The sequence below is a fragment of the Mycoplasmopsis citelli genome, from assembly GCF_900660645.1.
GTDB lineage: Bacteria > Bacillota_I > Bacilli_A > Mycoplasmatales > Metamycoplasmataceae > Mycoplasmopsis > Mycoplasmopsis citelli.
In genome coordinates this window covers 1,107,939-1,131,537 of sequence record NZ_LR215036.1, presented here as the reverse complement: position 1 = coordinate 1,131,537, position 23,599 = coordinate 1,107,939, and the positions used below count along the sequence as shown (strand labels likewise).

At 25.8% G+C, this 23,599-nt stretch carries 11 protein-coding genes and 1 pseudogene; 2 read left to right on the top strand and 10 right to left on the bottom strand.

Translation table 4 applies throughout. From position 1 onward, the window contains the following. Genes EXC58_RS04135 through EXC58_RS04125 form a run of 3 tightly spaced genes read right to left on the bottom strand, consistent with a single transcriptional unit; the run spans position 1 to position 6,973 of the window. On the bottom strand, positions 1-3,126 hold the full coding sequence (locus tag EXC58_RS04135) for a type I restriction endonuclease subunit R (protein WP_129725765.1): 3,126 nt from the start codon (positions 3,124-3,126) through the stop codon (positions 1-3). 15 nt (positions 3,127-3,141) lie between these two features. Then, positions 3,142-4,407, bottom strand: a complete 1,266-nt coding sequence (locus tag EXC58_RS04130; RefSeq protein WP_129725764.1) for a restriction endonuclease subunit S — start codon at positions 4,405-4,407, stop codon at positions 3,142-3,144. Position 4,408: 1 nt separating this feature from the next. Next, the gene (locus EXC58_RS04125) at positions 4,409-6,973 is read right to left on the bottom strand and encodes a type I restriction-modification system subunit M (protein WP_129725763.1); all 2,565 of its coding nucleotides are present in this window, start codon (positions 6,971-6,973) and stop codon (positions 4,409-4,411) included. Between the two features lie 169 nt (positions 6,974-7,142). Here EXC58_RS04125 and EXC58_RS04120 point away from each other — a divergent pair. Beyond that, positions 7,143-8,521 (top strand): annotated as a pseudogene (locus EXC58_RS04120) (IS3 family transposase). A gap of 21 nt (positions 8,522-8,542) precedes the next feature. Here EXC58_RS04120 and EXC58_RS04115 read toward each other — a convergent pair. The 7 genes from EXC58_RS04115 to trpS form a co-directional block, all read right to left on the bottom strand. Further along, entirely contained in the window at positions 8,543-9,052 is a 510-nt protein-coding gene (locus EXC58_RS04115) for a hypothetical protein (RefSeq protein WP_129725762.1), read from the bottom strand. Positions 9,053-9,503: 451 nt separating this feature from the next. Beyond that, complete coding sequence (locus EXC58_RS04110) at positions 9,504-10,283, bottom strand: hypothetical protein (RefSeq protein WP_165177562.1); 780 nt, start codon at positions 10,281-10,283, stop codon at positions 9,504-9,506. Between the two features lie 130 nt (positions 10,284-10,413). Further along, complete coding sequence (gene dcm, locus EXC58_RS04105) at positions 10,414-11,367, bottom strand: DNA cytosine methyltransferase (RefSeq protein WP_129725760.1); 954 nt, start codon at positions 11,365-11,367, stop codon at positions 10,414-10,416. A gap of 3 nt (positions 11,368-11,370) precedes the next feature. Continuing rightward, the gene (locus EXC58_RS04785) at positions 11,371-11,568 is read right to left on the bottom strand and encodes a hypothetical protein (protein ID WP_220096557.1); all 198 of its coding nucleotides are present in this window, start codon (positions 11,566-11,568) and stop codon (positions 11,371-11,373) included. Between the two features lie 171 nt (positions 11,569-11,739). Further along, on the bottom strand, positions 11,740-11,877 hold the full coding sequence (locus EXC58_RS04715) for a hypothetical protein (protein WP_165177559.1): 138 nt from the start codon (positions 11,875-11,877) through the stop codon (positions 11,740-11,742). Positions 11,878-12,323: 446 nt separating this feature from the next. Beyond that, positions 12,324-14,066: a threonine--tRNA ligase gene (gene thrS, locus EXC58_RS04095; protein ID WP_129725758.1), complete on the bottom strand. Its 1,743-nt coding sequence runs from the start codon at positions 14,064-14,066 to the stop codon at positions 12,324-12,326. Further along, the gene (trpS, locus tag EXC58_RS04090) at positions 14,053-15,063 is read right to left on the bottom strand and encodes a tryptophan--tRNA ligase (protein WP_129725757.1); all 1,011 of its coding nucleotides are present in this window, start codon (positions 15,061-15,063) and stop codon (positions 14,053-14,055) included. Before trpS ends, thrS begins: the two co-directional genes overlap by 14 nt. A gap of 271 nt (positions 15,064-15,334) precedes the next feature. Between trpS and EXC58_RS04085 the strand changes: the two genes are divergently transcribed. Then, positions 15,335-23,479, top strand: coding sequence for an SGNH/GDSL hydrolase family protein (locus tag EXC58_RS04085; protein ID WP_129725756.1), 8,145 nt, complete (start codon positions 15,335-15,337; stop codon positions 23,477-23,479). Positions 23,480-23,599 lie beyond the last annotated feature (120 nt).

The following is a 23,599-nucleotide window of genomic DNA, read 5'->3' as shown; positions in this document are numbered from 1 at the left end:
TTAATCTTCAAATTTCCTTTTTAATATAAAATCTTTTATTTCTTTGTATGTTTTAATTTTAATTTTACCTTCAGAGAAAGAAATAGATTCCTTGTTTTTTCAATAAAATCTTGCTTTATCTCATTTTACAGTTTCAAATAACTTAGTGAAAATACCACCTTCATTATAATTTGAGGAATTTAGATTTCTATCTATTAAATCAAACGTCATTCTCTCGTCAATTCCAAAAATCTGAATAAAATCCTTAATTTTCTTTTCTCTATGATTTCATTTGTACTCAATTAGATAATCTCTTAATTTCTTATTTCCTTTATTTTTTAAATTACCATTTCTAAAATCTTCTCTTATTTTTTCAAAATAAAATTGTTCATTCTCTGAAAGCATAGCATATAATTTTTGCGTTTTTTCTTCATTATTTTTTTCATTGCTTATGACTTCTGAAAAAAGTTTTTCAATATAATTTTCATCTATTAAAACGGGACTACTCTCATTTATGTTTGAAATTACATCATATTGAATTTTTTGATATTTATTTCTTGGTATTCTAGTTTTTAGGTCTTCATATCTTTTTTCTAAAGTTCAAATATCTTGTTGATTAAATAGCATTTTTATAGACCCCTTAAAATCCTCTTCGTCAAATTTATATTCAAGATTATTGAAATTAAAACCCTGAATCTCTGAAGGCTCAAGATATTTTTTAAATTGTCTGAAAAGCTTTTTGAATCTGGATTTATCTTCTTCAGTATTGGGTGATTTTTCAAAATTTTTAATTTTATTGCTATTGAAAAGTCATTTTATTTCATCGAATGTTTCATTTAGTTTTTTTAAATTTTGATGTAATTTATTTACAAAAATACCCTCAGTATTATTAAAAGAGTAAAGCTTAAAAGCCTCTTTTATGTTTTTTTCCATAGTGTAAGGATAGCGATAGTATTTTATTATTCCGTGAGGTTTCCCCTCTAACTCTCCAAAAATGCGATTCGTTCTTGAAAAGGATTGAATTATATCCTCATATTCCATTTTTTTATCTACATATAATGTATTTAATCATTTAGAATCGAATCCTGTTAGCATTTGTTTTACAACAATTAAAAGATCTAATTGCTTTTCTTTTTTAATGTGAATTTCATTGTATGGTTTTTTATGAGAAAGTCTAAGAGATATATCTTCTTCATAAGAACTGTACTTAGAAATACTGAAATTTTGGTTAAAATTATAATTGTAATCATTTATTATTTCAATAATTGATTTTTCTTTAAAAATCGCTTTTTCATCATTATTTATATTTTCGTTAAATAGACAGGCAATTTTTATTGAAGGAAGATTATTTTTTCCCATCATTTCTTTAAACAGTTTATAGTATTTGATTGCTGTTTCAATTTTTGGAACAGTAAAAATAGCATGAAATTTCGAATTTCTACTTGTTTCGATCCAATTTTTCAAGATATCTTTAACAACGATATAAGGATGAGTTTTTTCAATTGGGATATTTTCATTAAAATCATATTGCATATCATTTATATAATCCTCAATCCCTTTGTTATTTTCGTCTGAAATCATTGGTATTTTTTTGAACTTGTCATAAATTTCTCTTTTCACAGGATCTGTAAGAGCTTCTTCGACATTAGAAGCTTGGCTTTCTCTTAAGGCAATTTTAGTTCTTAATTCATCATAGCTAAAAGTTTTTCTTTTATTTGTGTCGAATCCAAGAACATTTTTATCTCTTATACCCTCGAAAATAGTGTATGTATGCAAAGGTTCTCCGAATATAGAATCTGTTGTAAGATTTTTTTTGTTATTTTTTGCTCTAATTGGAGTACCTGTAAATCCAAAATAAATAGCATTTGGGAAATAATCGTTTTTAATTTTTTTAAGCATTTTACCAAATGTTGTTCGGTGACATTCATCTACAATAAAAACTATTTGTTTTTTTTGAATAATTTGTAAATCTTTAGAATTATATAGTTCGTCACAAATTTCACTCATTTTCTGTATTGATGTTACTATAAGTTTGTTTGTTGATCTTTTTAGTTTTAATTTTTTTATCAAATCATATTTATTTTTTGTTTTTTGAAATGTTTTTTTGTCGTCATCTTCAGGTTGATCAACCTCGAAAGAATTATATGCTTCACGAGATTGGGAATACAATTCAACTCTATCAAATAAAAAAACAACTTTATGTGCTTTATCTGTATCTGAAATTAACTTTGCGGCCTTAAAACTTGTCATTGTTTTCCCAGAACCTGTTGTATGCCAAATATAACCACCACGATTATCGTTTTTATTTCATCTTGCATTATTAACTCTGTCAAGAATGGCTTCAACAGCGTGGTATTGATAACTTCTCAGTACTTTTAATTTTTTATCACTAGTATCTGGTATTGTGTAAAATCCGATTAATTTATGAGCTTCTGGTATTGAAAGTAAATTATCAGCTATACCTGTTCAATTTTTGTATTCGTTATTATTTTTGTCCATTCATTTAAAATAAAGGGAAGGGTCGAATTTTTTTCCAGGATTAGCAAAATATCTAGTTTCCTCAGGAGTCATAGCAACAAAAACCTGTACAAGAGAAAATAGACCAGTAAAAACTTCCTCATTTGCATATTTTTGAATTTGAAATATAGCTTCATCTAACTGGTTTTTTGATTTTTTGAGTTCTATATGTATAAGTGGCATACCATTTATTAAAAGTGTTAAATCACCTCTTCTATCACTAATTAATGGTTTCGAACTTTTAAAAATTGGTTGTCTAACAATTTGATATGTACTTTCACCACCAGCTATTTGATTTTTATCATATATTTTTAAATCAACTTCTTTTCCGAATTTTGCAGTGTGTTCGGGATGGTCTCTTACAATTGTTATAATTTTACCATTTATAAAATTATTTAATTCTCAAGGAGTTTTAAATTTATTTATATGTTCAATTAATTGCGCTTTTTCTCCTTCTGTTAATTTATATTTATCCAAAGAATTGATATTTTTGTTGTTTTTAAAAAGAATTTCAGCTCAATTATCTATAAGTTGCTTTTCGTCTTTATATTCAAGTATTTCAGGATCTCATCGTCTATTAATAAGTCTCTTTATAAGAGCATTTTCGAATTCTTTTTCGGTTTTAAACATACTATTACCGCCTTTTTATACAAGCATTTTTTCTAACAATGATTTTTTTATTTTTTTAAGCTTTTCACACTTATGCTGGTGAAGAGTGATAAGATTATCGAGTTGAAAGAAGAATTTTCCGAGTTTTTCTTGTTCATCCCCATTTGGGTAATTTATAGGAAAATTTTCGATTATGTTTTGATTTAAATTTTTTATAATTGAGCCAGTTATTTTTTTATTTGTATATTCAGTAAAAATTGAAGAATTTAAAAAATAAAAAAGAAATTTGCTATCAAAGAATTTGGAAACATTTTCAATATTGTATACACCAGAATTTAGTGTTGCGGGTTTATCTAAACCTTCGATGAATGCAACTTTTCCTATTGTTCCTGCCTTAGTAATTAGGACATTCTCGTTTTTAATTTGTATTTTTTTATCTTGTAAATATCTCCACTTTTCAACATATCTACAACTTTTAAAATTAACACGTCCATTATCAAAATCAGTTCCTGTAATTAAGTAATAATCGCCGCTTTCCAAAAATTCAGATTTTCTTAAGTTTTGCCACCCTATTCTTGCATGTATTAAAGCTACTTCTTTTAACTTACGCTGTTTTCAAGATTCACTAAAGCCTCTAAAACGAATATATGGAGTATTTTTATAATCATTAGGGAGCATTTTTTTCAATAAGGACTTTTTAATTTGTTCAAGTTTTAAATACTTACGCTGATGAAAAGAGATAAGGTTATCAAGACTATAAAAAAGATTTCCGAGTTTTTCTTGTTCATCCCCATTTGGGTAATTTATAGGAAAATTTTCGATTATGTTTTGATTTAAATTTTTTATAATTGAGCCAGTTATTTTTTTATTTATATATTCAGTAAAAATTGAAGAATTTAAAAAATAAAAAAGAAATTTGCTATCAAAGAATTTGGAAACATTTTCAATATTGTATACACCAGAATTTAGTGTTGCGGGTTTATCTAAACCTTCGATGAATGCAACTTTTCCTATTGTTCCTGCCTTAGTAATTAGGACATTCTCGTTTTTAATTTGTATTTTTTTATCTTGTAAATATCTCCACTTTTCAACATATCTACAACTTTTAAAATTAACACGTCCATTATCAAAATCAGTTCCTGTAATTAAGTAATAATCGCCGCTTTCCAAAAATTCAGATTTTCTTAAGTTTTGCCACCCTATTCTTGCATGTATTAAAGCTACTTCTTTTAACTTACGCTGTTCTCAAGTTTCTGTAAAACCCTTAAATCTTATGGTAGGAATCGATGCTTTTTTTATCATTTTAATCACCTTTTAGAATTTTAGCTAATTCTTTCAGAGCACCTTTTTCTAAATCATTAGCATCTATTTCTTTTATTAATTCAGAAAGATCAGATTCTATTTTTTTAATATTATTATTAAGATCTAAAAAAGTTTGTTCATATTTGTTAATAATATTATTTATTTTATCGGCAATGGAAAGTATTGATTTTTTAGCAATTGTATTAATTTGTTCTATTAGATTATCAATTCATTTTTTTCTAAGAAGGAAACTAATTGCTTCACTAGAAAGATTTTCAATTTCTTCCTTTGCTGATAAATCAAGTTTTTTAGATAATTCTTTTAATTCATCATTTACTTTTTTTTCATCTTTTAATAAACTGTTTATCTCAAGAACTTTTTTATCAATTTCTTCTAGTTTATCTTTTTTATTTTTTATTTTTGAAACGTAGTTTTGAACTTCTTGTTTACTAAAACTTTTTTCGTCTTCTGTAATAAGGGAATCGATATGGATTCTTTCTTCTTGTGAAAGATCTTCTATAATTGAAGTTTTAAATGAAATTATTTCTTCAATTTTCTGTTCTTTTCTTATTAATAAATCAAATTCTTCCTTTAAAATAGTGTTTTTTACAATTTCTAGCGGGATTATTTTACCAATTCATTTATATATTTTTTGGTTTTTCTTCCCTGACACATTAATAAGCTCAACAAGTCGAATAGCTTTTTCTCCTTCATTTTTTATTATTTCTAAATCTAAAGCGATATTTATTCAATTTTCATAAAAAATTTGATAAACATTATATTTGTCTATTAATGAAAAATTCTCTAATTTTTCAAAAATATATTTCTCAATTTCATTTTCTTCTTTAGAAATATCAATTATGTTTCATTTATTAATTATCTTTTCGGATAAAAAATCACTAAATTTATCGAAATTATTTTTAAATTTTTCTAAATATAATTTTACTTCTTCGTTATTAAGTATAGTATCCGATATATTGTCTGTATTTAGTTGAGAAAAATGTTCATTTTGTTCTTTAAATATTTGCTCTTTTAATGTAGGGAATTCATTTCAAAAATAATTTAGTTCTTCAATTTCAGTATTAGGAATTCCTCCGAAAATCGATGCAAAAATATCAAAAGATTCTTCTTTTTCGTTAGCACTTATATATCTAGAAATATTTAGATTATAATCATTTTCACGAATTTCCTCCTTAGAAACAACTCTGGAGTATTTTTCTATATTTTTTCTACCTAATACAGTATCAACAATTTTTTTGATTTCTTTTGCTCTTAGTTTATTTTTTTTATCACCTTTAATGAATTCTTTAGAAGCGTCAACAAATAGAATATCGGTATTTTCTCTTTTTTTCTTCAAAACAATAATTATTGTAGGAATTCCTGTTCCGAAAAAAATATTAGGTGGTAGGCTAATTATTGTTTCTATATTATTTTTCTCAATTAGTCTTTCTCTAATTTTGGCTTCTTCATTTCCTCTAAATAAAACACCATGAGGTAAAACAATAGCCATAATACCATGATTTTTTAGATGATAAAGATCATGAAGTAAAAATGCATAATCTGCTTTTGATTTAGGAGCTAATCCATAACCTTCGAATCGAGGCCCAATCTTGGGTGCCCAATCTTGTGAATAAGGAGGATTAGATACTACAGCATCTACTAATAAAGGGTCATTTAAAATATTTTCATTTTCATCATTTTTTAAAGGTCAATCGTCTACAAGAGTATCGGCATTTCTTACTTTAATATTATCAGGAATAACCCCTCTCATAATTAGATTCATTCTTGTTAAATTATATGTTTCTTCCTTTAGTTCCTGTGCATAATATTGAATACTATTTGTATCTGAAATATATTTACCAATACTTTTACCAATTGTAATAAGCAACGATCCTGAGCCGCTTGTAGGATCATAAATTTCAATTTTGTCTTTATTTTTTAAATTTTTTAAATGATTTGCGACAATTTCAGACATTAATTGAGAAACTTCGTAAGGTCTATAAAATTCCCCAGCTTTTTTTCCAGCATTTGCAGCAAACATACTTATTAAATATTCATAAATAAATCCTAGTACATCATAGTTTTGGTTTCCGTCCATCGGAATCGGTTCAATCAAATCAATTAAAGAATTAATAGCATTAATTTGAGATTTAGCATTTTCTCCTAATCTACTTATTCCAGTTTCTAATGTTCGAAAAATACCTTCAAAAATATGTTTGTGATTTTTATCTAAATTTTTTGAAAACGCATTAATAGCATTTCTAACATCTGAAACATCAAAATCTCCCTCTTTTTTTATTCAAGTAGAAAACAAATTATTATAAGAAATAAAATATTTAAGCCTATCTTTACAGTACTCGATAGTTTCATAATCATTTTCATTTAAATTTTCTTTAATTTCTTGATCGGTTCATCCATCATTTCTTAAAAAATTTTCAAGTTTATCTGATAGAAATTTATAAAATATAAAACCTAGAATATAATTTTTATATTCGCTAGCTTCTATTTTCGAACGCATTTTGTTTGCTGCTTCTCAAATCTGAGAAGCTAATTCTTGTTTATTCATTTTATTGGACCTCGTTTTAAAAATGTTAATTTAATCTTATTTTATATTTTTTAAATCAATTTTATATAAATTAGTTATTTTTTATCAAAATAAAAAGACCTCTAGTTTAATATATGATATGAACCCCTAAAGTTGGACAATAAAATCCAAAATTAAGGGGTTCATTTTTATGAAACTAAGTTACGAAGACAAAATCAAAATATATCAATTACGTAAAAAAGGATTTACTGAAAAATCTTTAACAATAAAATTTAGAGTAAATCGTGCAATTATAAATTATATTGTCGCACTGATAAATCTTCACGGGATTGAAATTGTTAAAAAGACTAAAAATCAATATTATTCTCCACAACTAAAATTAGAAATGATTAATCAAGTTCTTCTTAGAGGACATTCTACAAGAGAAATTTCACTTCAATATGGATTACCTAATTGAGGGATTCTTTCAAATTGAATTATTCAATACAAGAAAAATGGGTATACTATTGTTGAAAAGAAAAAAAGGAAGGCCATCAAAAATGGGACGTAAACCAAAGAAAACTTGAGAAAAATTAACACCACTTGAACGACTTGAAAAAGAGAACGAATATCTTAGAACTGAGGTGATTTTCCTAAAAAAGTTAAAAGGGATCCCGTTGGATCAAAAAGACTTACAGAATATAAAAGCCAAAAAGTTAAAGAAATGGTCGACGAAGGATTCTCATTAAAAATTTTATTAAAAATTGCTCAACTATCACGTTCAACTTATTATTATTATTATTATTATTATTATCTTAAAAAAATCAATTTAGCTGATAAAAATAAAAATTTTAAAGACGAAATTATATCTATATATAATGAACATAGAGGCAGTTATGGATATCGTCGTATTACTTTAGAACTCAAAAATCGTGGATATTTGGTAAATCATAAAAAAGTAAAAAGACTTATGAATTTGCTAAATTTAATTGGCAGAAATCGTAAGCGTAAAAAATATAAATCATACAAAGGCGAAGTGGGCAAAAAAGCTCCAAACCTTATTAATCGAGATTTTTATTCTAAAAACCATTGCAAAAATATTACACTGATATTACTGAATTCGCTTTACCCAATCATTCTCAAAAACTTTATTTGTCAGCCATTTTAGATTGTTTTAATAGCGAAATTATAAGTTTTACTATATCTCACTCCCCAAATTTATTGCAAGTTGAAAAAATGCTTAAAAAGGCTTTCACAAAAGCTAAATATAGTGGAACAATTTTACACAGTGATCAAGGTTGACAATATCAACATAATAGTTATCACAAATTTTTAAATTCTAAAGAGATAAAAGCTTCAATGTCCCGAAAAGGTAATAGTCCAGATAATGGGATGATGGAATCATTTTTTGGAGTTTTAAAAACAGAAATGTTTTATGGCAAGGAACATACTTTTAAATCGCTTGAACAATTAGAAAAAGCTATTATCAATTACATTGATTACTACAGTAACAAAAGAATTAAAGTTAGATTAAAAGGACTTAGGCCTGTCCAATACAGAACAAAGTTCCTTCAATCATTTTTTGTCTAACTTTTGGGGTTCATATCATTTTTATATAGTTAAATTTTTTACTCAATCTTCTATATATTTAACATTAAAAAAATAACACTGTTTTCGAATTATTGCATCTCATTGTTCTAATGAAATTTGCATTAACATACCATGATTTGGATTTGTTAAATCGGAAAGGACAATTAAATAGTGCAAAAAACAATGTTCTTCAAACGAAACAATTAAAGATAATCCGTTATTATATTTTTCTTTATCAAGCATTAATTCTGCACCACTGATAAAAATTTCATCAACATGATGTCGTTGATACTTTCAAGAATTTTCGGAAATTTTATAGTTTTTAACATAATCTTTTATTCTCAAATCTTTATAAGGTAAAAAATTATTTAATTGATATTTATCTAGAATCTTATTTAAAACTTCAAAATAAATTGTAACTCATTCATTTTGCGAAAAATCGTTATTTTTATTTGTTGTTTTTTCGGTTTCACATTTTGATTCGTCGTTTTGAGTTTTTAAACTTTTTCTTTTTTTAAAAAAACTAAACATATAACAAAATTCTATCACATAAAAATAAAAAATAAGTTTAATTTGTAAACTAGAACAGGAAATGATGAGAATCCTGTCTTTTTATTAATCTAATTTTTTTAAAAAAGTAATATGAAACAATTAAATGCAAACCAATGACTTAAATGATTTGACCATTATTGAAAATGCTAAAAACAATAAAATTTTCCTAAAATTCAAGCGCTTTTAATAGAAGATTTTTTGTAAATTAAAAATAAAAAGTCATTAATAAATTGAAAATAGAATTATCAAGTCTTTTTATAAATCCAAATTTTAATTTTATCTTAACAGCTTAATTTCGTTAAAATAGACCTCCTTAAGTTCGGATTTTATTGAGCAACTTTCTGTGTTCATTTTTTCGAATCATTTTCTAAGAAAATTAATTTTTATACAATAGCCTTTCTATTTTTCTAACAATAAATTTTGTATACTGTTATATTTTTATTCCTAGAGAATGATTTTCATGCTCTTTTTTTAGCTTTTTATCTCACAATAATTCATTATTTTGACTTATTCAGCTTCTTCAATGTCAAGGTGTAATTAATTGTTCGGTCTTTAGTGATGAAGAAATAGCGGCCTCTAAGTTTTTAACATATTCTAATATTAAATCATCTTGAATTTTAAATTTTTTACATTGCTCTTTTATTATTGAGATAATTTTATCTCAGTGATAAAAACGTTCGAAAAACAAAATAGATTTCCTATTTAAATCAAAACAAAATATTAAAAAGTGTAGCAGTAGATGCTCTTCAAAAGAAACAATTAAAGCTTTTCCTTTTTTATACTTATTCATTGATATTTGTAATTCTAATTTACCAAAATATATTTCATCTACGTGATGACAATGAAATTTTCAAGCTTTTGCAGGTTTAGGACCATCTAAATAAGTATATCTTTGATTATTTAAATGTTTTAATTTTTTCTTTAGTTCATCATAAGGTTGATAATCTTCTAATTGATACTTTTTTAATAATACTTTACAAACTTCAAAATATTTTTCGAGAGATTTTTTCTGTAGTTTTTTTCTTTCCAAATCTCCTCATAATTTTCAACTGTCAAGTATCATGTTTCGTTCCATTTTTCATAATCCAGATAAAATACGATCCTGTCTTCTTTCAAATCGTTTTATTTCTTTAAAAAGATTTTTTAATTCTTTATTCTCGAAAGAATTAGATAATATTTTTCTATTTGCATTATGAATTTCTTTATACATTTCTCGCATTTCTTCTAAAAATGATTTCATTTCTTCTTTTGTTAGCTTTTTTCTAAAAAATAATTTCATAAAAAAATTATAGCAATAAAAAAATTACCATTTCTTTCTTAAAAATAGTTATGCAAATTAATTATAAGATTAAATTTTTTAAAATTTGCTTAGCAATTCTTTTTATTACTGTAACCGATACACTATTACCAGCTTGTTTGTATAAATGAGAATTTGCTTGATTTGGTAAAACAAAATCCTTATCAAATCCTTGAAATTTAAAGCATTCTTGAGGAGTTAGTTTTCTAATTCCATGTTTTGTGTAAATAATTGGAACATTATGTCCACCAGTTCCGCAATTAGCTGTTAGAGTAGGACATACATTTGATTTGTTTTCTCTAACATATCTTCTACGTCACTGATAAATGTTTTTAGAATTATTTACTTGCTCGCTTAAAACATCGAAATGTTTAAAATTATCTTTAGTGTAATAATATTTATTATCAACTTTATTTTCAAAACCCACAATATCAGAAATTTGTGTTTTTAATTCTATTTTTTGTGGAAATTCAAATTTTTCATAATGATTTTTATCCAAAAAACCAACAATGTAAATTCTTTCGCGATTTTGTGGAGTATTTCCGTGTGTCATAGTGTTTAAAACTTGGTGTTTAACAAAATAACCTGCATCATGCAGTTTTTGTAATATAATTTTAAAAGTGTTTCCTTTATCATGGGAAACTAAATTTTTAACATTTTCTAAAAATACCACTGAAGGTTTTTTCTCTAAAATTATTCTTTCAATTTCAAAAAATAAATTTCCTCTTCCTTTTTGATCGTCAAAACCTTGTCTGTATCCAGCAATTGAAAAAGCTTGACACGGGAATCCAGCTAACAGAATATCAAAATCCGGAATTTCACTTGCTTTTACTTCTCTAATATCACGAATATCAACTTTTAAATTAAAATTACTTTCAAAAGTTTCAACAGGTTTTGGATTGTATTCACTAGCATAGACAGTATCGCAAACTTGCTTAAAACCTAAATCAATACCTCCTACACCTGCAAAAAAGCTTCCGCATTTTAACTTATTCATTATTTACTCCTTGTTTTTAGTAATTTCTCTTGTGTTCATATTTACTGTTGCGTAATGATTTATTTTATAAGGTATTAAAATTTTATTAATAATTGAAAATCGTGGTCTTCTTTTTTGCAGTTTTTGTTCGTTAAAAGTTTCGTTTTCGTTAACTTTAATATTATCTAATATAGAGACATCAATTTTGTAAAAATAAAACACATCATTTGCATAATCTAATCTAACAAATTCTAAAATTTCAAACTTTGACTGTGGTCCAAAACTAGTTAAATCTCTATTAAAATTACTTGTAGCTTTAATTTGAACTCTATTACCTTGCTTTATCTATAGCGTCAGCACTACCATCTTTTGCTGTTTTGTGCTTATAATCATTTATAATACAACATATTTTTCAGTTATATATTCTGGTATGTTTATTCCTCTTGTAAAATCAACTTTTATTTTAGTATCTAGAGTTTTTCAAAGTTTATATAACTCAAACACTAAGTGTTTTTCAATGATGTTTTTCATATTTATATTATAAATTATTAAAAAATACCTAATTAATTTTTAGGTATTTTCTCATTCTTAATATCATTTTTCGTTTTACAAAAATAATGTTTAGAAAATAATTTAATGCTAAAATTATTGAAATAACGAAAATATCTCCTGGAAAATAAATTCAATTAAAAGTTTTGGTATCTTTATTATAAAGTGGTAGTCATGATAAAGCTAATGTTATTCCTAGGACAAAGATAAGCATAGAATGAATGGTTATTTTAGATATTTTATAAACAACCATAAAAATGCTAACACTTGTTCATAAAAACATTGTTATAAAAGTGATAATTAATTTTCAATAGGGAGGATAGTATAAAATTATTCCACTAATAGATTGAGTTAAGACAATTAAAGTTATGAGGTTTATACTAAAAAGAATTCACAAGCTTCATTTAATTATTTTTGCATGAGTTGATTTATTCATAATTGTTTTTTAAGTTAGTAACTAATTTAACAAAATCTTCAAAACTTAGAGTTATAGTATTATTTTCACCGTATTTACGGTATGAAACAGTTTTATTTAAACGTTCATTTTCCCCTAAAATAAGTTGAAATTTGGATTTTGACATTTGAGCTTCACGAATTTTTTTATTCATTCTTTCATCGCGAAGATCGACTTTGCTCCGAAAACCTAAAGCATATAATTTATCATTTACTTGTTTAGCATACTCAAAATCATGTTCCATATTTACTGGAATAATTGTAATTTGTTTTGGAGCAAGCCAAAATGGCAATACCCCCTTAGTTTGTTCAAGTAAAATCGCAACAAAACGTTCATAAGTACCAATTAATCCACGGTGAATTAAAATTGGCATTTCCTCTTTTCCTTCTTTATTAGTAAAAGTGATATTAAAACGTTCTGGGAGTAAAAAATCTAGTTGCAATGTTGAAACAGTAATTTCATGTCCAAGTGCAGTAAAAATTTGGATATCCATTTTAGGACCATAAAAAGCAGCTTCTCCTACTTTTTCTTGATATTTAACTCCAAGTTCATCTAAAACATTGCGAAGTTGCTCTTCAGCTTGATCTCACATTGCATCATTATCATAATATTTTTCTTTGTTATTTTTATCTCTAAGAGAAAGAGAAATATAATCGATTTTAATTTTAAAAATATCTAAAGTTTCTTTAATTAACTCATACATATATTTAAATTCTTGAGCAATTTGGTCTTTTATTACAAATAAATGCCCTTCAGTGAGAAGCATTCCCCGCACTCGTTCAAGTCCAGTTAAAGCTCCTGATTTTTCATAACGATAAAGTTGTGATTGTTCCGAAAAACGAAGCGGTAAGTCACGATATGAACGCTTTTGATGATTATAACAAAGCACATGATGTGGACAAGTCATTGGACGTGGATAGAGCTTTTGATTTTCAGCAATAATTGGTTTAAACATATCATCTTTATAATGAGCTAAATGTCCTGAAGTTTGATATAAAGTTTCTTCACCAAAATGCGGAGTTAACACTTCAGTCATTCCATATTTACGATCCATTTTTAAAATTAAGTTACGAATTTCATTATGAATATACATTCCATCTTCAAGTCAAATTGGCAATCCTTGTCCTGCGTATGGATGAAAAGTGAATAAATTTAATTCTTTTCCAATTTTACGGTGATCACGTTCTTTACGGTCTTTAAGAATTTCTAAATATTGATTTAACTCTTCAGAACTTTGTCAACTTGTTCCGTAAATTCTGGTTAATTGGATATTATCTGAGTTTCCTCTTCAATAAGCTCCAGCAAGCGAAACTAATTTAAAATGTTTGATATTTTTGGTGTTTTCAACATGCCCACCAGCACATAAATCAACAAAAACTTTTTCATTATTAAGTGGATCAATTAGTGCATAGAAAGTCACTTTTTTTTCTGCAGCTTTAAGTTCATCATAAAGTTCTTGCTTATATGGTTTATTTTCAAAAGAATACTCATCAATAGAAACTTCTTGCATTACTAAATTACGAGAAGCTAGTTTTTTCATTAGTTTTTCAATTTTTGCTAATTCAGTATCACTTAAAGGATTTTCAAATTCAAAATCATAATAAAATCCCTCTTCAGTAGCTGGACCAAATCCTAGCTTAACTTGTGGATATAATTTTTCTACTGCAGCTCCAAGTAAGTGACTTGTGGTGTGATTTAATTCTTTATTTGCTTTCATTTTCTTCTCCGTAAAGACCCATGTGTAATTGGACTTCATTTATAGTTTCTTTTGCTATTTTTTGTGCTTTTTCTTTTCCTTGCTCAATAATTTTATCGACATTTTCCAGTGCTAAATGATATTTTTGTTGAATATCAATAAGCAATTGTTTTACAATATTAGCAACTTGCTCTTTAAATTCTTTATAATTGGAATTTACAAAGATTGCTTCAGCTTCTTTTAAGGAAATATTTTTTAGCGAAGCATAAATATTTAATAAGTTTAACACTCCTGGTTTGTTTTCTGAGATATAAACTTTTCCTTCTGAATCAGTAACAGCTTTAAGGATTTTTTTATATGCTTGTTCTGGATCTTCAAGTAGATAAATTGTTCCTTTAGTACTTTTTTCGCTTTTAGACATTTTGGATGTTGGATCAACTAAAGATTTAATTTTAGCTCCTATTTGCGGAATAAAACTTTCAGGAACATTTAATTTTAATTTGTATTTACGATTTAAACGCTCAGCAATGTTTCTAGTTAATTCAATGTGCTGGGTTTGATCCTCTCCAACAGGAACAATTTCAGGATTATAAAGTAAAATGTCCGCAGCCATTAAAACTGGATACATTAATAAGTTACTTGGAATTTTCATAGTTCCGTTAGCTTGGATTAGTTTTTGAGATTTATCTTTAAATTGCGTCATGCGTTCAAGTTCACCAACAGTTGTTTCTGAGTTGCAAAGTCACATCATTTGCAAGTGCTCAATAACTGAAGATTGATAAAAAATAGTTGCTTTTTCTGGATCTAAACCACAAGCTAAATATAACGCAACGGTGCTTTTTCGTGCTTGAGCAAGTTCTTTTGGGTTAACTGTTCCTGTTGTTAGTGCATGCATATCAGCAACAAAAAAATATGATTCATATTGGTCTTGAAGTTTAATAAAATTAGCAATTGCACCAATATAATTACCTAAAGTTAGTTCGCCAGTTGGTTTTATTCCACTGATTAATCTTTTCATTTTACTCCTTAAAATGTGCAAGCAAAGTTATTTAAATTATAAAACAAAACGCCTTGTTTTGTTGTGATTTTAATTAGATTTTTATTCAAACAAAATTACTTAATTACTCATTTTAAACCTTCAAAATTATCTTAAAAAATAACTAATTTTTGATGCTAATTACACCATAGGGCAAATTTTTCTATTTTTTAAGTTTTAGTATAATGATTATATGTAAATAGTGACAAATATCAAACTTGTAATACTTTAGTATTACACTAAGGAGAATTTTATGTCTAAAAAGAGAAATCTTATTATTGGATTGTCTTTACTTTCACTTTCAAGTGCTTATGTTGCTTCGTGTAATGCACCAGGTTCTTCAGCTCCAATTCAAAAAGAAGATCCTCAAATTCCATTAACAACTGAAACTGTTAAAAAACAAGGTGAAGCACCAGAAATTGCAAATCCAGATCAATCGCTTAATGGGAATTCTTCAAATTCGTCGTCGCTTTTTTCAAATCCAGTTGATTCTAATGTTGCAAAATTAATTTCAAAAAACTTAATTAAAGCTAATGAAAAAATTAATTATGTAGCTTTTGGAGATTCAATTACTGCTGGGTTTGACGGAACGCTTCCGGCTGATTATCAAGGAGAAAAAAGTGCTGATGGTATTATTAGCGGAGTATCTTATCCGGCCTTTTTAGCTCGTTTATTAAATACTAACTCACGGGTAAGCGAGTTTAAAAATTTCGCTCATTCAGGGGCAACTATTTTAGATTGACTTAAATTTTTAGGAGTTGATTATCCAAGTGATAATAAAGCACAAGTTTTTAAAGCCATTTACAAAAATGAATTTGATAAGACCTTAAAAGATTTTAAAGAACGTCTATCTCGTGCTAATTTAGTTACTTTTACTTTAGGAGCTAATGATTTTTTTGAATTAGTTACCAAAAACATTCAAGATTATAATTTAGTTGAAATTTTTAAAACTTTAATTTCATCTAGTCCCTCATATGGAGAATTAGTAAAGTTTGTTAATGATGTTTTAGGAAAAAGTTTAACTGAGATAAACCAAAGAATTAATACTTTAATTGCTACTATTAAAGTATTAGCTCCACATGCTAATATTAACATTATTAGCTACCCAACACCACTGTTAGGGCTTAAAAAGATTTTTGATGAGTATGTAAAAAGTCTTTTTGGAAATTTACCAATTAACATTCAACCACTTGATTATTTAATTGGACTACTTAATTCAGGACTGAAAAACGCTGCTAAAATAGGTTCAATTAATTACATCAATTTATATAATTCAGCTTACTGAGGTGAACATGCTTCAGAGTTTTCGAGCATTTTAATGGACATTCACCCTAATACTTTAGGGTATAAAAAAATGGCCATGGACCTTTATTTAAAATTAACTACTGATTATTTTGGAACACAAAATTACGGTAATTATGATTTTAATAAAGAGTTTTTAAATAGTGATTCCGATACTTTAGAATTTCAAATTCAACCAACTCAAACCCAAGAAGAAGTTCTTGGTGTTTCGACCCCAGCTTATTTAGGAGCTTTAAGTACTTTTGAAAAGGATGTTAATCCATATCGTAATGAAAAAAACTTTGGAGCAAGAGTTGCTGATTTAATTAATGTTTTTGGAGATTTGCTTTCTTCAAAAGGAATGCAAGATAGCATTTATAATCTCCAAGTTCAATTACGTGAACTTAAAAATAAAGGAGAATTGACTTTAAATAAAGTTCCTACAATACTTATTTCCAGTTTTTTAAACGAAACAAATATTGTGAAAGTCCTTTCGGTTATAGCTGATAGTGAAATTTTAAAAGAAAACAAAGAACGGGTAACTGAATTATTTAACACTTTGTTATTTAATGGTTTAAGCACTTATAAAGAGCAAATTGTTGATTTTTTAGGTGCAGAAATAGCTAAAGTAACACAAAATAAACTAAAAGAAGATTCAGTTAAATCCATTGTAAATAATATTTTATCTGACCAAAATTTTGCAACATTACTGAAAAATATTTTAACTATTTTTATTAATCATTCAGAAAATTTTAAAAATGTTGCTACTTATAAAGATCTTCTTTTAGGCTTTTTAAGCAATCAAGAAGATTTTGAAAATCTTTCAGATTCACTTTCTTCAATTGCTGGCTATATTCTCGAAACTCCTGATATTCAAGAGCTTTTTGCTGATATTTTCTATTCATTTTTAGTAGATAACAAGCTTAACGAGAATATTTTAAGCGATCAAACAACTAAATTTACTAAGGATTTATTAAGTTTTGCAAGCAATTCGCTTGTTAAAGATAACCTACTTAAAGATATTATTAAAGAAATTTTAGATCATTTAAGAAGCAATCCAAATACTGATTTAAATAGTGCTTTAAAATCAGCTTTTGGAAATGTTTTTAGCTCATTATTTAAATTTGACGATAATAATACAAAATTAGTTAGTTTATTGAAAAACTTATTTAATTCAAAAGTTATTAGTGATAATAAAAATTTAATTAAACAATTAATTAGCAATCTTTTAAATTCAAAACAAGGATGAATTTCTTCACTGGTAAATATTTTACTTCCTAAAAATGTTTCTGCAGAGTTAAATAACTACGGAGGAAGTGAAAATGTTAAACTTTTAATTAAATACATTTTTAGCTTAGATAAAACCAAAGAAACTATTAATGAGGTTCTTGGAGCTTTAGTTGATCATTCAACAGAATTTAGTAACTTTAATAGTTTTGATGAGCTTCTTCAAAAAGTACTTTCAGCATTAAACTTAGATGATATTAAAGATAATTTAAATTCAATTATTCAAAGTGTCCTTTCTTCATCTGAAGTAGCTAAAATCGGAAACAATTTATTGCTTAATGCTTTGGGAAAATTAGGTCTTGATACTAGTGATATTAAAGTTTTTAAATTTGCTAGTGATGTATCTAGTTCACTTAAATCATTAGTTGATTATTTAGGAATTACCGATCAAATTATTGACACTATTTTTGCAAAAATAAAACAAGCTCAAGCTAGTTCAGATCATTCAATTGAAATTTTATCAAGCATTCCTGCAGAGATTTTTAAGATTATTTCTGAACGCTTAAGCAAAGATACCTTTAGCTTTGTTAAAGGATTGTTAAAACTTCCACTTGTTAATTCAGATAACTTTAAAATAGTTTTTGTGCAGGTAATTGACAAACTTTGAGATAAATGAAATCCTGCTAATTTTATTTCTAAACCATTAATTTCGTTTTTACTCCCTCAACTTAACAAATCCCCATTAAGTGATTACCTAGATAAAAATGAAATTACCAACTTTATTTATCAGTTAGTTAAAACCAATTCGTTTAAAGAAGTAATTTTAAATTCAATTAGTTTTATTATTCAAAATCCAATTTGAGATACTAATATTAATAGCTTTAAAGACTTAGTTTTAGGGTTACTACAAGATAAAACACTCAAAAATATTTTTAAAGATTCACTTAGCAAGTTAATTGACGATACTTTAGATACTATTTCATTACAAAAAAGTTTCGCTAAAACTATCAACACTCTTCTTAAACCATACTCAGTTTCTTTAGAAGCACAAAAATTAGAAACTTTAGGAAAAGAGTTTGCTTCATTTTTAAAAGAAATTCTCAACAAAAATAATTTAAAAGAGAATCTTCTTGATGCAATTTTTAATGTTCTAAGCACAGCAAAAAATTTCCAAGATATTCCTCTAACACTTAAAGATTTAATTCTTCAAGCCCTTGATTTGGAAAATTCACCACTATTTATAAGTTCAATTTTAGGGTCTCAATTAGTTGCTTCTCAAAAAGAAAATCTTAAAAATCTTTTTGAAGAATTGCTAAATAAATTAAAAGATTCAGATCAAAAAGGTTCATTACTTAGAGATATAGGATTTAATAATTTAGTTACTCAAAATCTATTAACTGCTGAAGAAGTTAATAACTTAGCAGAATTTTTCTTTAGTAACGATACCTTAACTAATGTTATTAAAAAATTATTTAATCATGTTGTTGATAATTCTGCAGACTTAGCTTCTGCAACTAATTACAATGATTTTATTGATAATTTAGCTTACAAACAAGATTTTGTTTTAGAACTTAAACAACCGCTTAAAGACTTGCTAAATACACATTTAAATAGTAATTTAGTTAAAAATATTGTTTCTAAATCACTTCATAGATTTTTAATTACTCAATCAATAGATAACAATTTAACTCAAGAACAAACTGATAAAGTTGTTAGCGATTTAGTTTCTTTTGTGCAAGGAAATACACTTATAACCACATTTATTAATCATTTTATTGACAATTTTGTGGATAATGCATATAATGGTGGTTTATCACATTTTGAAGAAAGTATTTCAAGATCGCTTAATTTGGCTTTTGAAAATACTTTTGATTTTTTAGGTCAAGCTGGTTATGATAAACTTGTTGAATTAATTAATAATTTAACTAGTTCACAACTTTTAAATGATAATAAAGAGTATTTTAAAACCTTATTAAACAATATTATTGATAAATTACCACAACTTAATGCTGGTTCTTTAGTTTTAAAACTGCTTCCACAAACTCCACAAATTTTTATTGAAAATTCAATTACTGCAGAGAAATTTAATTCTTTAGTTAACTTGATTTTATCTTTAGATGAAAGTAAAGCAATTTTAAAATCAGTAGTTAATAGCTTATTAGATTCATATCAAAGCTTACAAAATGCTACTTCACTAAATGATTTAGTTTCAAAATTCTTTAAAGTAATTAATTTTAGCGATATTAAAAACAATGCTAAAAAACTTTTAACCACATTAATTGAACAACCAGATTTTAAACCATTACTTAAAAATATTTTTAATGAACTATATAAATATTTAAAACTTAATCCCGAAGAATCTTATAATGTTGAATTTATTGATGGATTAAGTAATAATTTTAAAGAAACAATTGATCAATTTAATTTATTTGATCCGATTGTTGATAAAATCTTCGAAAAACTAACCCAAGCTTCTCAAAATAATCAACCACTTGAAATTTTAAAGGCTCTACCAGCAGATCTTGGAACAATTATCGGAGATCAAGTTACTAAAAATCCCAAAGATTTTATTAACAAAGTTTTTAACTTATCACTTTTTGTTAATAATAAACAAGCTTTAAGCGATTTACTAAAAGCTATCTATGGAATTTTAGGTCAAAACAATGTTTTTGATGATTTAATCAAAAACAAAGTGATTCCACTTTTGATGGAAGATCAAGCAAGTAAGTTTGTTGATGCTGAAGAAATTGGAGATTTATTACTTAATACTTTTAGATCAGATAATTTTCAAAACTTTTTTTATGGAGCAATTGAATTATTAACTCATAATCAAGATTGAGTAAATCATCTAAATACTCCAAAAGAGCTGATTAATTCAATTTTAGCCATTCCAAGTTTTACTGATAAAATTCAACAACATATTAAACCACTTGTTAAAGAAGTGATTCAAAAGAATAAATTAACCTTAACTTTAACTAAATTAGTTTATAAATGAGCTTTAGAAAACGGATTTAATTTTGATGCTAACGATATTGGTGTTGTTACTAAAAATGCTTTAAGCTCAATTATTCCTTATTTAGAAAATATCGGAACTCTTGATGTAATTATTAATAAGCTTTTTGAATTAATTCAAAAACACAAAAATGTGGATTTAATTATTTCAAATCTTGCTAATGAATTAGTTTCAACTTTTGATTTTTCAAGATTTGATTTAATTAAACATTTACTTGGTAGCGATTTATTTACCAAAGATCAAGACATATTAAAAGATTTTTTAGTTAGTTTTGTTGAAGAATTTACAACTAAGGATTTATATACACAATTAGTTGATAAGTTCAGTTTAAATTCAACATTTTCAACACTAAATTTAACTCAAGATCAAGTTGATGGATTAAATAGTTTTGCTCAAGAATTGTTAAAAGATAATCATTTATTTGATCTTATTAAAAAAGCTATTCCTTATCTTGTTGATAATGCTCAAAATCTATCTCAAGCTAACTCATATTCACAATTATTGCTTAAATTATTTAAAAATGAAGCACTAATTTCTTTAATTGAAAATCCATTTATTGAACTAGCTAAAAAAGGATTACAAAACTCTAATGTCCAAAATCTCTTAGGAATATTACTTTCTCAAACAGTTAATAATTCAAAATATAGTTGAGTTTTTAATGGTGTGGAAAAACTTCACGATTTATTTACTGATATATTTGGGCTATTTAGTCAAGGTCAAAGTGAATTTAGTGTTTTAGAAAAAGTTTATCAGGGAGTTTTAGAGTTTGCTAAAGATCAAAATGCTACTTCATTAAATGATTTTGTTAATAAAATAATTACTCATTTTAATACTTTATTTAGTGAAGAAAATGTACTTAAGTTAGTGCATCTTAGTGCAAATTTATTTCCAAAAAACGAAGCCAAAATAAATAAAATTATTGAAAATATCTTTAATAAAATTAAAGATGATTCGAACTTTATTAGTGATTTAATTTCATTTATTCCTGCAGAAATTCAAGATAAAATCAATCCTTATATTTCAAGAGAGAACTTAAATTATCTTACTCAAAAAATATTTAGCTTACCAAAATTTAAAGAATTTGTTTTATCAACATTTACTTCAATTTTTAGCGATAAAGATAAAATTACTCAAACATCTTCATTTAAAGATTTACTTAAATTACTTTTATCAAAAGCAGACTTTGCTAATAAAGCAAAATTAGCATTTAAAGAATTTGTTCAATTATTAAAATCGGATACTAAATTAAAAGAAATTGCGAAATTTGCACTTACAAATCTTATTGATGAAAGCAGTGAAAACCTTAATAAAGACCAAATTTCACAATTTTCAAGTGATTTAGTCAATTTAGGATTTGATTTATTAAATACACTTGGCATTTATGAAACTGGTGTTGATGCATTATTTAATTCACTGTCAACTCTTTCAAAATCAGCAAATCCACAATTTAATTTAGCATTATTTAATCCTTTAGTTGATGTGGCTATTAATGAATTTAATAAAGATAACCAATCATTTATTAAATCAATTACTTCATCACAAATTTGAACAAATAACAAAGATGTAATTAGCGAAGTTTTACTTTTATTTGCTAAAAAATTAATTTCAAATGGAACAATTACAAAAATTATCAATCAAGAAATTGAAGCAATACCAGATCCATATGCTAAATATTTTGATAAAGAAGCAATAAAAGCACTTGTTAATGAGATTTTACAAGCAGAAAATGTTTATAAATTAGTTGAATTTGTTATTCACTATTTAGTTAATAACACCAGTTGAACTGATCATTTAAATGATTATGAAATTTTAACTCTTAATTTTATAAAAGATTCAAACATTTTAACTGCTCAAAAAACCAATTTAAGTAATTTAATTAACAAAATTTTAGATTCAAACAATACTACCCACGTAATTTTAAAGACCGTTAACACCTTATTAAAAGAACAAGGATACACTCAAGATATTACTAGTGAACTTGCTTTAGGAATTAAGGATTTTGCTCAAGAATTTAATCAAAAAGATCCTCAAAACACAATCATTGATAAATTAATAACTCTTTTAGATAAAAAAGTTAAATCAGGAAATTCTTTTGATCAAGTTTTTGAAGGTTTTAAAAACGATCTAGTTTCAACTTTAGAACTTAGCGATTTTAAACTTGCTAAAGCTCTTATTGATTCAATTTTATTTAAAAACACTAATAAAGAATCGGCAAAATCAGTTTTAAAATTCTTATTCGAAAAATATTACAATAATACAAATATAGCTAAAATTGTGGACTTAGTTCCTTTAAATTCAATTTCTCAAGTTTTAGGTGATAGTGTCGATCATTTAAAAACCCTTTTAAATAATATTTTAAATAATGATAATTTCAAACAAGCAGCAAATAAAGTTATTGATTTTGTAATTGATCATATTGAAGACTTTGAAAATGCTTCTTCATATAATGATTTAGTTAAAATTGCTTTTGGACAAAGCCAATTTACTACTTCTCTTAAAGATCATGCAGTTGCTTTATTAAATGTTCTTGTTAAAGATTCTCAATCTAGAAGTGTGATTAGTAATTTAATTACCAAAGAGTTAAATAAACCAGAAGCTGAAAGATTTTTAAATGGAGTTAGTGATAAAACGACACTTGTCAATAATCTTTTAGAACTATTTGATGTTTTTGATACTCAACTAGGAATTAGTTCAGTAATTTATGAATCTTTAGTTGATTTCTTTAAAGATAATGGCATAGACTTTAGTAATATTGGTGGACTTATAGCTTCAATTTTTGATGGAATTAAGAATTCTTTTGCTGTAGATACTGAAAATAAAATCGCATCAATTATTAGAAATATTTCAAACTCAAAATTACTAACTCAAAATTACTAACTCAAAATAAACAAGACCTACTTACTATTTTTGATAATGCTTTTCAAACTATTTCTTCAGAAGAATTTGCTAATATAGTCGATACTTCCTTAAGCAATAATGTTAAAGCTGAACTAAATA